General features: G+C 65.2%; 17 protein-coding genes. 8 read left to right on the top strand and 9 right to left on the bottom strand.

Going from position 1 to position 12,604, the window contains the following annotated elements:
* Window positions 1-119: 119 nt before the first annotated feature.
* A complete protein-coding gene (locus tag EDE08_RS15430; protein ID WP_165935943.1) occupies window positions 120-887 on the bottom strand; it encodes a hypothetical protein in 768 nt (255 codons plus the stop codon).
* Between the two features lie 367 nt (window positions 888-1,254).
* Here EDE08_RS15430 and EDE08_RS15435 point away from each other — a divergent pair, with 367 nt between their 5' ends.
* Window positions 1,255-2,439 (top strand): L,D-transpeptidase family protein, encoded by a 1,185-nt coding sequence (locus EDE08_RS15435; RefSeq protein ID WP_165935975.1) that lies wholly within the window; start codon window positions 1,255-1,257, stop codon window positions 2,437-2,439.
* 57 nt (window positions 2,440-2,496) lie between these two features.
* Here EDE08_RS15435 and EDE08_RS15440 read toward each other — a convergent pair whose 3' ends face one another.
* Both EDE08_RS15440 and EDE08_RS15445 read right to left on the bottom strand, forming a co-directional pair.
* Window positions 2,497-3,459: a D-2-hydroxyacid dehydrogenase family protein gene (locus EDE08_RS15440; RefSeq protein WP_131869661.1), complete on the bottom strand. Its 963-nt coding sequence runs from the start codon at window positions 3,457-3,459 to the stop codon at window positions 2,497-2,499.
* A 129-nt stretch (window positions 3,460-3,588) separates the two neighbouring features.
* Window positions 3,589-3,804 (bottom strand): hypothetical protein, encoded by a 216-nt coding sequence (locus EDE08_RS15445; RefSeq protein WP_131869662.1) that lies wholly within the window; start codon window positions 3,802-3,804, stop codon window positions 3,589-3,591.
* 233 nt (window positions 3,805-4,037) lie between these two features.
* On the opposite strand from EDE08_RS15445, the gene ettA reads away from it, so the two are divergent.
* Complete coding sequence (ettA, locus tag EDE08_RS15450; protein ID WP_028179900.1) at window positions 4,038-5,687, top strand: energy-dependent translational throttle protein EttA; 1,650 nt, start codon at window positions 4,038-4,040, stop codon at window positions 5,685-5,687.
* Window positions 5,688-5,694: 7 nt separating this feature from the next.
* The gene (locus EDE08_RS15455) at window positions 5,695-6,921 is read left to right on the top strand and encodes a lytic murein transglycosylase (RefSeq protein ID WP_131869663.1); all 1,227 of its coding nucleotides are present in this window, start codon (window positions 5,695-5,697) and stop codon (window positions 6,919-6,921) included.
* Window positions 6,922-7,002: 81 nt separating this feature from the next.
* Here EDE08_RS15455 and EDE08_RS15460 read toward each other — a convergent pair whose 3' ends face one another.
* On the bottom strand, window positions 7,003-7,287 hold the full coding sequence (locus EDE08_RS15460; RefSeq protein WP_028179902.1) for a hypothetical protein: 285 nt from the start codon (window positions 7,285-7,287) through the stop codon (window positions 7,003-7,005).
* A 213-nt stretch (window positions 7,288-7,500) separates the two neighbouring features.
* Entirely contained in the window at window positions 7,501-7,821 is a 321-nt protein-coding gene (locus EDE08_RS15465; protein ID WP_131869664.1) for a hypothetical protein, read from the bottom strand.
* Between the two features lie 129 nt (window positions 7,822-7,950).
* Between EDE08_RS15465 and EDE08_RS15470 the strand changes: the two genes are divergently transcribed.
* The 3 genes from EDE08_RS15470 (at window position 7,951) to bfr (ending at window position 9,314) form a co-directional block, all read left to right on the top strand.
* Window positions 7,951-8,259 carry a hypothetical protein gene (locus EDE08_RS15470; protein ID WP_131869665.1) on the top strand — a complete coding sequence of 103 codons (309 nt, stop codon included), beginning with the start codon at window positions 7,951-7,953 and terminating at the stop codon, window positions 8,257-8,259.
* 162 nt (window positions 8,260-8,421) lie between these two features.
* A complete protein-coding gene (locus tag EDE08_RS15475) occupies window positions 8,422-8,694 on the top strand; it encodes a (2Fe-2S)-binding protein (protein ID WP_061879473.1) in 273 nt (90 codons plus the stop codon).
* A gap of 131 nt (window positions 8,695-8,825) precedes the next feature.
* Complete coding sequence (gene bfr, locus EDE08_RS15480) at window positions 8,826-9,314, top strand: bacterioferritin (protein ID WP_024339472.1); 489 nt, start codon at window positions 8,826-8,828, stop codon at window positions 9,312-9,314.
* Between the two features lie 182 nt (window positions 9,315-9,496).
* Here the strand turns inward: bfr and EDE08_RS15485 are convergent, their stop codons facing one another.
* Entirely contained in the window at window positions 9,497-10,099 is a 603-nt protein-coding gene (locus EDE08_RS15485; RefSeq protein ID WP_131869666.1) for an MSMEG_1061 family FMN-dependent PPOX-type flavoprotein, read from the bottom strand.
* A gap of 71 nt (window positions 10,100-10,170) precedes the next feature.
* Entirely contained in the window at window positions 10,171-10,524 is a 354-nt protein-coding gene (locus tag EDE08_RS15490) for a hypothetical protein (RefSeq protein ID WP_131869667.1), read from the bottom strand.
* 282 nt (window positions 10,525-10,806) lie between these two features.
* On the opposite strand from EDE08_RS15490, the gene EDE08_RS15495 reads away from it, so the two are divergent.
* Together EDE08_RS15495 and EDE08_RS15500 are read left to right on the top strand one after the other, a co-directional pair.
* Complete coding sequence (locus tag EDE08_RS15495; protein WP_131869668.1) at window positions 10,807-11,076, top strand: DUF2277 domain-containing protein; 270 nt, start codon at window positions 10,807-10,809, stop codon at window positions 11,074-11,076.
* A 94-nt stretch (window positions 11,077-11,170) separates the two neighbouring features.
* A complete protein-coding gene (locus EDE08_RS15500; protein ID WP_028182408.1) occupies window positions 11,171-11,386 on the top strand; it encodes a hypothetical protein in 216 nt (71 codons plus the stop codon).
* Between the two features lie 9 nt (window positions 11,387-11,395).
* Here EDE08_RS15500 and EDE08_RS15505 read toward each other — a convergent pair whose 3' ends face one another.
* Both EDE08_RS15505 and EDE08_RS15510 read right to left on the bottom strand, forming a co-directional pair.
* Complete coding sequence (locus EDE08_RS15505) at window positions 11,396-11,929, bottom strand: collagen-like protein (RefSeq protein ID WP_131869669.1); 534 nt, start codon at window positions 11,927-11,929, stop codon at window positions 11,396-11,398.
* Window positions 11,930-12,112: 183 nt separating this feature from the next.
* Complete coding sequence (locus EDE08_RS15510; protein ID WP_061879477.1) at window positions 12,113-12,361, bottom strand: helix-turn-helix domain-containing protein; 249 nt, start codon at window positions 12,359-12,361, stop codon at window positions 12,113-12,115.
* Between the last annotated feature and the right edge of the window lie 243 nt (window positions 12,362-12,604).

The following is a 12,604-nucleotide window of genomic DNA, read 5'->3' on the forward strand; positions in this document are numbered from 1 at the left end:
TGGCCGGGCTTGACCCGGCCATCCACGTCTTGAGGCGCGGCACAAAGAACGTGGATGCCCGGGACAAAGCCCGGGCATGACGATCGTCGAAACGATTGCAGGGCCGCAAGGAAGGCGCCTCACCGCGTACGCGTGGTCGTCGTGGCAAACGTCTGCTGTCCAAACGGATCCAGCTGCTGCTGCAACTGCTGAGGCGGCGGGCGCCGCACCACGCGGTGCGGCTTCTTCGCCTTCGCCTTGCGCTTGGTCGCCTTGTCGTCGGCCTTGCTCTCGACCTTGGCCTTCGCCGGCGCATCCTTCACGGCCGTCGTCGCCGGATCGTTCAGCGCGGCCAGCTTGCTCGAAGCGACGTCGGGCGCCGAGGAGGCGAGGGCGGCACTGGGATCGACCGGTGCCGGCTCGCTGGCGGTCGCGACAGCGGCAGGTTGCGAGTCAGGCTTGGCGTCGGGAATCGAGGCCGTCGTGTCGGCTTGAGTGAGCGTGTCGGTGGGCGCTGGCGCTTCAGCTTCCGTCATCGGCTCGGGCTTGGCCGGCTCGGGGGCCGGAGGCGCGGCTTCAGTGACCTGAGGCTGAGGGTCAGCCTCGCTCGTCAGCGCGGCCACCTGCTCGGACCCGCTCGCCGGCAGCCCGATCGTCGGCACCCGGTCGCGCAGTGACGGTGCGGGGGCGGGCGCGATCTCCGGCTCCGCCCGCAGCACCGCGAGCACCGGCTGAGCCGGTTCGGGCACTTGCGCAAACACCTGCTCCTGCGGGCCATTCCGCCAGGAGGGGTTGCTGACATACTGCTGATGGGTCGCCCGCAGCAGCGCGGCGGCTCCCAGGCCGAACACCAGGATGGAGGTTGACAACAGGATCGCGGCAAACAGGAAGCGAAAGCCGGGAAGCATCGAGCGATTGCGAATTTCCGCCCCGGCGGCGAGGAGGCCTGGGCCAAAGAGCCATCTGAACGCGGTGACGGTACTGATTGCCGCGTTCGCCACGCGGGATCGGAGCTCGGAAAGGTGGCGAATCAGGCTGATTCGACCATATCGCAACGATCTCGCGCCGTTCCGCTAAAATCGCGGCCGAACAACGCGGCAATTGATGGCGCAATACGATTTCAGCCCCGTGATGCAACGGGGCAACGGTCGTCTTGCGGATCACAAATCGGCAAATCCGGCGCAAATAGGCCTGATATGTCTTGAATGTGCCGCTATCTTCCGTCATCTGGCCGTTAACGGTCCGATCGGGCTTCGGGACTATACAAGAGCGATGATGATCAAACACTTTCTGACGATATGCGCTGCCGCAACAGTCGCTGCGGCGGGAACCTCGTTCGCTCAGGCTCAGAGCTATCCGGTCCAGCAGGCGCCGAGCTATGGCGCCCCGGCCGAATATCGGCCCGGTGACCGCACGCCGAATTTCGACGCGCTGGACGAAGACGACGACGCCATGCCGCAGGCCTCGCTGCCGCCGCCCGGCCCAGTCGACGATCCGCGCTACGGTCGCCCGGCCGGCGCGCCTCCGGTCTATTCGGCCGCCCCGCAGGGGCCGGTGATGTCTCCGGATGATCCCCGTTATGGTCGTCCGGCTGGCGCTCCGCCGGTCTATTCGGCGGCGCCCCAGGGGCCCGTGATGTCGCCCGACGATCCGCGCTACGGCCGGCCCGCCGGTCCGCCGCCGGTGATTTATGCCAATCGTCCGGGGCAACAGGCGCCCGCCAGTGATGGCCTGCGTCCGCCCGAGGCGGTCGGCGGTCCCGCCGCGACCGGGACGGTCGATGCCGCCCAGCCGCCCGTCGGCGCCGATGGCCGGCCGATGACTTTGGCCGCGCTGCCGCCCGAGGAGCAGCCCGATGCTGCGCCGGTGCAGCTGCCGCCGAACCTGCGCCGCCAGGAGGTCGCGTTCCAGACCAAGGAGCCGGCCGGCACGCTCGTGGTCGATACGCCCAATACCTATCTCTATTACGTGCTCGGCAATGGCCGTGCGATCCGCTACGGCGTCCGCGTCGGCCGCGACGGTTTCACCTGGACCGGCGTGCAGAAGATCACCCGCAAGGCCGAGTGGCCGGATTGGCATCCGCCGACCGAGATGATCGAGCGTCAGCCCTACCTGCCGCGCTTCATGGCCGGCGGCCCGGGCAATCCGCTTGGCGCCCGCGCGATGTATCTTGGCTCGACCGTCTACCGCATCCACGGCACCAACCAGCCCTCGACGATCGGCAAGTTCGTCTCCTCCGGTTGCATCGGTATGCTCAACGAGGACGTCTCTGACCTGTTCGATCGCGTCAAGGTCGGCACCCGCGTGGTGGTGCTGCCGGGCGGCCCGCCGCCGGGAACGGCGACTGCCTCCGCTGCGCCGACGCAGGGGGCTGCATCCGTCGCGGCTCAGGCCGGCCCAGTCCCCGGCACCCAGCCGACGGTCGTGCCGCCGCTGCCCGCGCCGGTCACCGTGCGCTGAGCGCTTCGTCCCTATCAGATTGCAGAAAGGGCGTGCCGTCGGCGCGCCCTTTTCATTTCAGGCCAGCCTTCGCGGCAGCTCGCCGCCCCTGGTAAAGGCGTCGATCGCCTCGACCATCTGGCCGTAATGGATGCGCAATCCGTCGGAGGTGGCGTAGCCGAGATGCGGCGTCAGCACGAGGTTGTCGAGCTTGCGGAAGGGATGGTCGACCGGCAGCGGCTCGACCGAGAACACGTCCAAGCCGGCGCCTGCGATCCTCCGCTGCTGCAACGCCTCGAGCAGCGCCTGCTCGTCCACGATCGGCCCGCGCGCGGTGTTGACGAGAAAGGCAGTCGGCTTCATCCGCGCGAGATCGGCAGCTCCAACCAGCCCGCGCGAACGCTCGCTGAGCACCACATGGATGGTGACGATGTCGGCCTTGGCGAACAGCTCCTCCTTGCTGGCATAGCCGACGCCGGCCTCCTTGCACTTCTCCGGCGTGAGGTTCGGGCTCCAGGCGATCACGTTCATGCCGAACGCTTTCGCGATCCCAGCCAGCTTGCTGCCGAGCTTGCCGAGCCCGACGATGCCGAGCGTCAAGCCCTCGATCTCGACGCCGGCAAAGGTCTGCCAGGGCTCGCCCGCATGCATGCGCGCATTCTCGCGGCCGATGCCGCGGGTCAGCTCCAGGATCAGGCCCATGGCGAGCGGCGCCGTGGGATCGCGCGAATATTGCGTGCCGCCGATTGCGATGCCCCGCGCCTTCGCGGCCTCCATGTCGATCGAAGCGTTGCGCATGCCTGATGTCAGCAGCAGCTTCAGCTTCGGCAGGCTCTCGAACAGGCTCTTGGGAAAAGCGGTGCGCTCGCGCATCGCGCAGATGACGTCGAAGTCCGCCAGTGCGCTCGCCGCGGCCTGCTCCGAAGCGAAGGGATGGCTGAACACGGTGACGTCGACCCGGTCGGACAGTTTCTGCCAGTCGGCGACGTCGAGCGCGAGGTTGAAATAATCGTCGAGAATTGCACAGCGCAGCCGGCTCATCAGCGTTCATCCACGGCAAGAGATGACGGCGCAGGCGGGCACCGTCGTCGGAGCCCGGCCATGGTTGCGCGCAATCACACCTGTGCGCAAGCAGCTGACGACTTCAAAAGTCCGATAGGGAGGAGGCGCTCAGAGATCGCGGGGCGTCAGGCGGAACGGCGCATCCATGCCGTGTTTGGCGCGCCAGGCGGGACCGGGTCCACGCATGTAGTGCAGTTCGGGCCGGTAGCGATTGAAGGCGGTGGTGAAGAAGCGCTTCCAGAAGCCCTTGACCTCCGAAACGACCCCGAGGACGTGGCCGGCTCCTGCCGGAACAGGATGAGAATGCGTCTCGATCAGAGCCATGATGCGGCCTCGCTGTGCTCCCGTTCATTCTGGCGGGTGGCGCTGTTTCCGCGCGAAACCGAGCTTTCGGCCTGATTTATTAAAAGATAGTTTCAATTGTCCGGATTGGCGTCCGGATGGTGTCCATTCCGTATTCATCCGTGGTGAACGGACGGAAAACATTGCCCTTTTGGGGCGGGATCGTTACATCGGCGGCAAGCAAATTTCCTCAAATCGAAGGTGTCACGGGACCGATGGCGCGCCAGTTCATCTATTTCATGCAGGGCCTGACCAAGAGCTACCCGACCCGGAAGGTGCTCGATAACATCCACCTGAGCTTCTACCCCGACGCCAAGATCGGCGTGCTCGGCGTCAACGGCTCGGGCAAGTCGACGCTGCTCAAGATCATGGCGGGCCTCGACAAGGAGTACACCGGCGAGGCCTGGGTCGCGGAGGGCGCCCGCGTCGGCTATCTCGAACAGGAGCCACAGCTCGATCCCAAGCTGTCCGTGCGCGAGAACGTCATGCAGGGCGTCGCCAAGCAGAAGGCGATCCTCGACCGTTACAACGAGCTCGCGGTCAACTATTCCGACGAGACCGCCGACGAGATGACCAAGCTCCAGGACGAGATCGAGGCCCAGGGCCTGTGGGATCTCGACAGCAAGGTCGACCAGGCCATGGATGCCTTGCGCTGCCCGCCCGATGACTCCGACGTGACCAAGCTCTCCGGCGGCGAGCGCCGCCGCGTCGCGCTGTGCAAGCTGCTGCTCGACCAGCCCGAACTCCTGCTGCTGGACGAACCGACCAACCATCTCGACGCCGAGTCCGTGTCGTGGCTGGAAGGCCATTTGCGCAACTATCCCGGCGCGATCCTGATCGTCACCCACGACCGCTACTTCCTCGACAATGTTACGGGCTGGATCCTCGAGCTCGATCGCGGCCGAGGCATTCCCTACGAGGGCAACTACTCGTCCTGGCTGGTGCAGAAGCAGAAGCGCCTGGAGCAGGAGGGCCGCGAGGACGCGGCACACCAGAAGACGCTCGCCCGCGAGCAGGAATGGGTCGCGTCCTCGCCCAAGGCTCGCCAGGCCAAATCGAAAGCCCGCTACCAGCGCTACGAGGAACTGCTCAAGAAGGCCAGCGAGAAACAGACCCAGACCGCGCAGATCATCATTCCCGTGGCCGAGCGGCTCGGCGCCAACGTGGTCGATTTCGAGGGTCTCAGCAAAGGTTTTGGCGATCGCCTCCTGATCGACAATCTCACGTTCAAGCTGCCGCCCGGCGGCATCGTCGGCGTGATCGGCCCCAACGGCGCCGGCAAGACCACGCTGTTCAGGATGATCACCGGCCAGGAGAAGCCGGACGCAGGCACGATCACGGTCGGCGAGACCGTGCATCTCGGCTATGTCGACCAGTCGCGCGATGCGCTCGACGGCAAGAAGACCGTGTGGGAGGAGATCTCCGGCGGCAACGAATTGATCCTGCTCGGCAAGAAGGAAGTGAACTCGCGCGGCTATTGCTCGGCGTTCAACTTCAAGGGCGCAGACCAGCAGAAGAAGGTCGGTGCGCTCTCCGGCGGTGAACGCAACCGCGTTCATCTCGCCAAGATGCTGAAGTCCGGCGCCAACGTTCTGCTACTCGACGAACCGACCAACGACCTCGACGTCGATACGCTGCGCGCGCTCGAAGAGGCGCTGGAGGATTTCGCCGGCTGCGCCGTCATCATCAGCCACGATCGCTGGTTCCTCGACCGTATCGCGACCCATATCCTGGCCTTCGAAGGCGACAGCCATGTCGAATGGTTCGAGGGCAACTTCCAGGATTACGAGAAGGACAAGATGCGCCGCCTCGGCCAGGACAGCATCATCCCGCACCGCGTGAAGTACAAGAAGCTGACGCGGTGATGGCGGCATGATGCGGCGGGCGCTCATCGCTGCGGTGATCGTGCTCACCTGCGGCTGGTCGTCCGCCCGCGCAGCAGACGCGGCCTTCACGCAGTTCATCGCTTCGCTCTGGCCGGAAGCGCAGGCCGCGGGCGTCTCGCGCGCGACCTTCGAGCGAGAGACGCGCGGGCTCGAGCCTGATTACAAGCTGCCCGACCTGCTTCTGCCGGGCCGGCCTGCGCTAGGTGCGCCGTCGCAGGCCGAGTTCGTGCAGGTGCCGGCCGATTACGTCAGGGAAGCGTCGATCGCGCGGCTCGCCGGCGAAGGGCAGCGGCTGCTGCAAAAATATCGCACCGCGCTGACCGAGATCGAGAAAAGCTCCGGTGTGCCCGCCACCGTGATGCTGGCGATCTGGGGCCGTGAGACCGATTACGGCCGCTACACGCTGCCCTACGATCTCGTGCGCGTGCTGGCGACGCAAGCCTATGTCGGACGTCGCAAGGACCAGTATCGCAACGAGTTCATCCTCTCGCTCAAGATTCTCGGCGAGGGCGTGGTGACGCGCAAGGACATGCGCTCGTCCTGGGCCGGCGCCACCGGGCTGACGCAGTTCCTGCCGTCGGAATATTACAAGCACGGCGTCGACTTCGACGGCGACGGCCGTATCGACATCTGGCGTTCGGTGCCGGATGCGCTGGCCTCCGCCGCGCAGCAGCTCGTCAACAAGGGCTGGCAGAGCGGTGTGCGCTGGGCCTATGAGGTGCAGGCGCCCGCGAAGGTCGATTGCACCACGGGCGTACCGGAGGTGACGAAGCCGATCGGCCAGTGGCTGCGCGAAGGCTTTGTGCCGGTGCGTGGCGCGAGGCTCAGTGCCGCCGAGCAGGCGCAGCAGGCCTCGCTGCTCCAGCCGGAAGGCATCTACGGCCCGTCGTTCCTGACCACGAAGAATTACTTCGTGATCAAGGAATACAATTTCTCCGATCTCTACGTGCTGTTCGTCGGCCATCTCAGCGATCGCATGACCGGCCCGCTGCCATTCGCAACGCGGTGGTCGGCTTCGAAGCAGCTGCGCACGAAAGACGTCGAGACCATGCAGCGCGAGCTGGCGCGCGTCGGGCTCTACAAGGACAAGATCGACGGCAAGGCCGGCATGCAAACGCGCGCCGCGCTCGGCGCCTATCAGAAGTCGGCCGGCCTCAAGGTCGATTGCTGGCCGAGCGAAGAAGTGCTGCGCTCGATCCAGGCGGGGCGATAGCGCAGGACCAAAAGAAAAAACCCGGCCGATGGTCTCGGCCGGGCTTTGATCGCGGCGCTTGTGAGCGCCGTGCGGATCAGATCAGTAGCAGACGCGAACCGGGCGAACGACCCAGCCATAACCGTCCCAATAACGCTGGCGCTGCCAGTAGCAGGGCGGGGGCGGCGGGCCGGGCTCGGCCACGTAAACGGGACCGCCATAGGCCGGACGGCTCGAGGCGATCGCGCCGCCGACGATCGCGCCACCGATCAGGCCGGCCGCGATACCGGCACCGATGTTGTCACCGGCTTTCGCCGGCGGCGTTGCGGTCACCAGCGAACCGGCGACCGTTGCAACCGTGAGGGCGGCAACCAAAGTCTTCTTCATGCTCTTGGCTCTCCTGGGAGATGGACTTCCCCTGTAAGGGATGGCCCGGGTTTCAAAGGTTCACGCACACTCTGATGGAATTTGGCCTTGCGGTTAGGAAGCGCGCAAATGGTCAATCCACGGTAAACGCACACGGAGCTGTGACGAGAAAAAGCGGTCTTTTTCGGGCTCGGAGATGAACGGCGCATCCGTAGTGAACCGGTTAAGCGCGCCTCAGCCACAAACTCTGACGCGGCGGACGCGCCAGGCATAGCCGTCCCAGAAGCGCTGCTTCTGCCAGACGCAGTTGCCGTAGTAGTCGTCGGCGACATAGCCCGGACCGGGAGCGTAGTAGCGGGGCGGGTAGTAGCCCGGTTCGTAATAACGGGGGCCTGGTCCGTAATAATACGGAGAGGCCAGTGCGCCACCGACGATGGCGCCGCCGATGATCCCGGCCGCCACGCCCGCTGCGACACCGCGCTGGGCATGGGCGGGTGTGCCGGCCGTCAGGGCCAGAGTGAGGACGGCAGCGACTGCCAGGAGCGACTTCTTCATGCGCTTGACCTTATCACACGTGGGAACTCTTGGGGGCACAAGGTTCCATACTTCGCTTGAATGATCAATGAACGGCCCCTTTGCCGGAGACGACCAAACCGGCATGGCCCCCAGTTTCATCAGGAGACGATGATGGGCAACGCGATGGTCAATGCATTGATTGCTGCTGGGGTCGTCTTCGCGATCGGCTACGGCTGGATCGCTCACCTCCAGAACCGGGGCCGGCGGCGCACGCGCGTCGGGGCCGGCGGTGATAGCGGTGGTAGTGGCGCCGACACCTACATGGGGACAAGCGACGGCTTGTCGTTGGGAAGCTGGTTCTCCAGCGACCGTTCGGGGAATTCAACCGACGGGAGCTGTTCCAGCAGCGATGGCGGCAGCAATGGCGGGGACTGCGGAGGTGGCGGCGATGGTGGTGGAGGCGGTGGCGGCGATTAGCTCCGCCACGAGCTTGATCAACCGCAACACCTGATTTTAGAGCCGTTCTAGGCTGATTGCCGGGCCAGTTTGGAATAGCTTCAAATACCGCTTTTTCCTTTTGCATCCGGCCGGCCCGTTAAATATCGATGATGGCGCATCACCGAAGGGCCTGCCGCTTCCATGATCGTTTGTTCCTGTAACGTGCTGAGCGATGAGGACATCCGCGCCGCCGTCGCCGACTCCGACGACGCCGTGCGCCATGCCAAGCAGGTCTATGGATGTCTCGGCTGCAGCGCCGAATGCGGCCGCTGTGCCCGGACCATCAAGACCATCATCGACGAAGCGCTTGGCCCCTGCGCCCAGTCTTGCTGCGCCGGCTGTCCCCATGGCCATACCGTCGCCGCCAATGACGAGACGGCCGAACCCGCCCAATTCGCCCTCGCGGCCTGCTGAAAACTTCCGCATCCTCAGCTGACCTTTTCCCCGGCTGCGTCCGCATAGCCGGTTGCCGGCATGCGCAAACTCATTTAGAAGCATTCTAAACTCGGTTAGGGCCGATTTGGACTGCAAAGCTGGAGTGAACCATGCAGGGCGACGCGAAGGTCATCGACTATCTCAACAAGGCACTGCGTCACGAGCTGACTGCGATCAATCAGTACTGGCTGCACTACCGCTTCCTCGACAATTGGGGCCTCTTGGACATGGCCAAGGTCTGGCGCAAGGAGTCCATCGAGGAGATGGAGCATGCCGACAAGCTCACCGCGCGCATCCTGTTCCTCGACGGCTTTCCGAACATGCAGGTGCTGGATCCCCTGCGCATCGGCCAGAACGTCAAGGAGATCATCGAATGCGATCTCGCCGCCGAGATGAGCGCGCGTGCGCTTTACCAGGAAGCGGCGACCTACTGTCACGGCGCCAAGGACTACGTCACGCGTGACCTGTTTGAGAAGCTGATGAGCGACGAGGAGCACCACATCGACTTCCTCGAAACCCAGCTCGACCTGATTGGTCGCATCGGTCTCGAGCTCTACACCCAGAAGCACGTCGGCGGGCTCGAGGGCGAGGGGCATTAAGCTCCGGCGCCAGCCGCGCACCCGGCGTCGTCCCTGCGCAAGCAGGGACCCATACCGCGGAATCTATCGATCGTCGCCAGTAGCAGTACCGAACGACGAGTCTTCGCCAAACGATGTCCTGTGGCTATGGATCCCGGATCTGCGCTTCGCTTGTCCGGGACGACACCGCGATTGTCGCTCGCCTACAGCTGCGTCTTGTACCGAGCCTCCACGATCTCCTGGCTCTCCGGTTCTCCCAAGCCCGTCTGGTCGTGAATGACCTCGATGATGCTCGGCATCACCGATCGATGTACCTTCTCGGATGACCACAGCTTCGAGCGCATCAGCGCCTTGCCGCAGTGGAAATAGACCTCGCTGACCGCGACGTTCAGCACCGCGCGGGGCGGCTTGCCGAACTCCACCATGGCGGCGAGCAGATCCGGATCGGCCGACAGCGTGCCGCGTCCGCCGACGCGCAGCGTCTCGTCGATTCCCGGTACGAAGAACAGCAGCTGCACGAAGCCCGAGCCCTCGACGACGTTCCGAAAACTGTCGATGCGGTTGTTGCCGGAGCGGTCGGGCATCAATAGCTGGTTGGGACCGGCGACCTGGACGAAGCCGATGCCGCCGCCGCGCGGCGAGGCGTCGACGCTGCCGTCCGCGCCCGAGGTCGCGAGCACGCAGAACGGCGATATCTCGATGAACTTCCTCGCATGCGCATCGATCGCCGGCCGCGCTTTCGCGATCACGCGCGGGGTCGGCTTGGCGTAGATGGCGGCGAGGTCTTCGGCGCTAAGATCGGTCAACGGCGTGCCTCCGTATCAGCTTGTCCTCAAGCTAGCCGATCAGGCCCCCCCAGCCAACGAAATCCGGCGCGCTAGACTGCATCCGCCGGCACGAAGCAACTGATGATGATGGCACCGCGATGGTGGACGTACCACACCACGGCCTGGCCGACCGGATTGCCGCGGTCGCGGATGATGGCGCGCGCGGGCACCTCCATCCATTGTCCGTCGATCGGCACCCAATAGGCGCCGCCGCGCACGTCATACTCGGTGCGATGGCCATCGGAGATGTCGCAACAGGGCACGCCGTTCGGCGCGATCACGCTCTTGAACCAGGCGCGGATATCGGGCGGGACGTGGTCGTATTGGCCGTTGTCGAACGCGAACGCCGCGCTCGAGAGCGCTGTCGTTGCAGCCAGCCAGACGCACAGTGCCAGCCTGTGCATGCGATCCTCCTCATCGCGTATCGTGCCACTGGCGCGCGATTGTCCCGCGCGCCGATTCGTATCGTCGGCGCAATTAAGCCCGAGCTGTCGGCGCAATGCATGCTCAAATAATACGCTGCGCCGGGGCGTCGCACATGATGCGTTGCGAGATGAGACAGCTTGTGGCGGTGCGCAGCCACGGAGTTGATCGGCATGGCGCGATGGAACTTCGCAGAAGCGCGAAGGCGGATGTAGGATTTCGGCCCAGACCTTCGTCTTCGAGAAAACGTCGGGAGAGAGTGCATGTGCCGCAACATCAAGACGCTGTTCAATTTCGAGCCGCCGGCGACGGAGGACGAGATCCATGCCAGTGCGCTGCAGTTCGTGCGAAAACTGTCCGGTTTCAACAGGCCGTCGCAGGCGAACGAGGCGGCGTTCGAGCGTGCGGTGGCGGAGGTCGCGGAGGCCGCACGAAAACTCCTGACGTCGCTGCATACCCACGCGCCGGCGCGCGACCGTGAGGTCGAGGCGGAAAAGGCGAGAGAGCGCTCGCGGCTGCGCTTCGGTTCGTGAGCTCGAACGGCGCACTCCGTGATCTGGCTCACGGTATCTGCTGCGTCAACTTGCGATGGTGTCGGCCGGGGTTTTGACCGCCCGGAGCACGACCATGAGCCGCCCCCTTCTTCCCTTGAAAGCAGGTGCCATCGCCTTCACGCTGCTGTGGACTGCGTGGATGATGTGGTGGAGCGGCTCGTTCTCGAGCGCGAACATGGTCATCCTCGCCCTGTGCGGCGCGGCGGTCGGCTATCTCTGGTATCGCGCGATGCGCTGGCAGTTCGAGCGCATGGGCATGTTGCCGCGAGACGAGGATCGGCCGAAATAGACCCGTCTCCTAGGCCTTGTCGCCGTGCTTCTTCTTTTTCTTTTTCTTCTTGTGGTCGTCGCCGTCATCGCTCTCGTCATCGACGAATGTCTCGTCTGGCTCCTGGACGGCGACCGCGAGCGCTTCGCGCTCAGCGGCTTCGCGCTCGCGCTGGCGGCGGCGTTCGTCCCAGGCGTCGAAGAGCTGGTCGAGCCAGGGCAGGACTTGCTCGATCGACGGCAATTGGCCGGGCGGACCCGGCTCGCCGCGCGGGCCTTGCGGCCCCGCCGGTCCCTGAGGTCCGGCAGGTCCCGGCGCGCCGGCTGCGCCGCGCGGGCCGGCTTCGCCGCGCGGGCCGGCTTCGCCCTGCTTGCCTTGCGGACCGGGTTTGCCGGGCGGGCCAGCCTTTCCGACCGGCCCCGGCTTGCCCTGCGGTCCGGGCTTGCCGCGCGCCCCGTCCGGGCCGCGCCGGCCCGGATGGCCCTGCGGCCCCGGCCGCCCCGGCTCGCCTTGCCGCCCGCGCGGACCCTGAGGTCCCTGCCGTCGTCCCTGATCGTCTGCCACGTCACTGCTCCCTTGACCGGAAGCAAGCTACTTAGCGGCCTTTGACGACAGCAGCAATTCTGCCCGCGCACCGTGTCGGGCTTGATCAACATCTCGGTCGCGATGATCGCGCTTGCGGTCATCGCGGGCATGTATCTGCGGCGCGAGCTACATCGCTTGTCGCGGGCGGACTGATGTCACCCGTCAGTCCTGATAGGCAGGCACCTCGATGCCGGAGGCGGCGTAGAGCCTGATCTTGTTGCGCAGCGTGCGCACCGACAGGCCGAGCACGCGCGCTGCACGCGTGCGGTTGCCGTCGCAGCGTGCGAGCGTCTGAAGCACGAGCTCACGCTCGACCTCGTCGACCGTGGCGCCGATCAGCATCGGAACGATCTGATTAGGGGCTAGGAATTGCGCGCCCGGTTCGGACGCAGCGACATGAACAGTGGTCATCAACACACTCCCCGATCAACGCCCGCTTCCATCATTGGAAGCGGATCGAGAACAACGACCCCAAGCCGTAATTTCACGGTGGTCCTGTTTGGTTAATGAAAGGTTAATCGGGAGCGAACCCACCAATTGACCCCGGGAATGCCGCGAAGCCGCCGCGATTGGCGCAAGATGCATCGCGATGCGGACCTATCTCGCGCGACAAACTCACCGTCATCCCCCACTTCGCCGGCGATGACACTTCGT

Source organism: Bradyrhizobium sp. R2.2-H, from assembly GCF_004346455.1.
Taxonomy (GTDB): domain Bacteria; phylum Pseudomonadota; class Alphaproteobacteria; order Rhizobiales; family Xanthobacteraceae; genus Bradyrhizobium; species Bradyrhizobium diversitatis.

Excerpts from the sequence above, each read along its gene's own strand:
- EDE08_RS15430 (WP_165935943.1), bottom strand. The coding sequence starts at position 887 with ATGCTTCCCGGCTTTCGCTTCCTGTTTGCCGCGATCCTGTTGTCAACC.
- EDE08_RS15435 (WP_165935975.1), top strand. The coding sequence starts at position 1,255 with ATGATCAAACACTTTCTGACGATATGCGCTGCCGCAACAGTCGCTGCG.
- EDE08_RS15440 (WP_131869661.1), bottom strand. The coding sequence starts at position 3,459 with ATGAGCCGGCTGCGCTGTGCAATTCTCGACGATTATTTCAACCTCGCG.
- EDE08_RS15445 (WP_131869662.1), bottom strand. The coding sequence starts at position 3,804 with ATGGCTCTGATCGAGACGCATTCTCATCCTGTTCCGGCAGGAGCCGGC.
- ettA (WP_028179900.1), top strand. The coding sequence starts at position 4,038 with ATGGCGCGCCAGTTCATCTATTTCATGCAGGGCCTGACCAAGAGCTAC.
- EDE08_RS15455 (WP_131869663.1), top strand. The coding sequence starts at position 5,695 with ATGATGCGGCGGGCGCTCATCGCTGCGGTGATCGTGCTCACCTGCGGC.
- EDE08_RS15460 (WP_028179902.1), bottom strand. The coding sequence starts at position 7,287 with ATGAAGAAGACTTTGGTTGCCGCCCTCACGGTTGCAACGGTCGCCGGT.
- EDE08_RS15465 (WP_131869664.1), bottom strand. The coding sequence starts at position 7,821 with ATGAAGAAGTCGCTCCTGGCAGTCGCTGCCGTCCTCACTCTGGCCCTG.
- EDE08_RS15470 (WP_131869665.1), top strand. The coding sequence starts at position 7,951 with ATGATGGGCAACGCGATGGTCAATGCATTGATTGCTGCTGGGGTCGTC.
- EDE08_RS15475 (WP_061879473.1), top strand. The coding sequence starts at position 8,422 with ATGATCGTTTGTTCCTGTAACGTGCTGAGCGATGAGGACATCCGCGCC.
- bfr (WP_024339472.1), top strand. The coding sequence starts at position 8,826 with ATGCAGGGCGACGCGAAGGTCATCGACTATCTCAACAAGGCACTGCGT.
- EDE08_RS15490 (WP_131869667.1), bottom strand. The coding sequence starts at position 10,524 with ATGCACAGGCTGGCACTGTGCGTCTGGCTGGCTGCAACGACAGCGCTC.
- EDE08_RS15495 (WP_131869668.1), top strand. The coding sequence starts at position 10,807 with ATGTGCCGCAACATCAAGACGCTGTTCAATTTCGAGCCGCCGGCGACG.
- EDE08_RS15500 (WP_028182408.1), top strand. The coding sequence starts at position 11,171 with ATGAGCCGCCCCCTTCTTCCCTTGAAAGCAGGTGCCATCGCCTTCACG.
- EDE08_RS15510 (WP_061879477.1), bottom strand. The coding sequence starts at position 12,361 with ATGACCACTGTTCATGTCGCTGCGTCCGAACCGGGCGCGCAATTCCTA.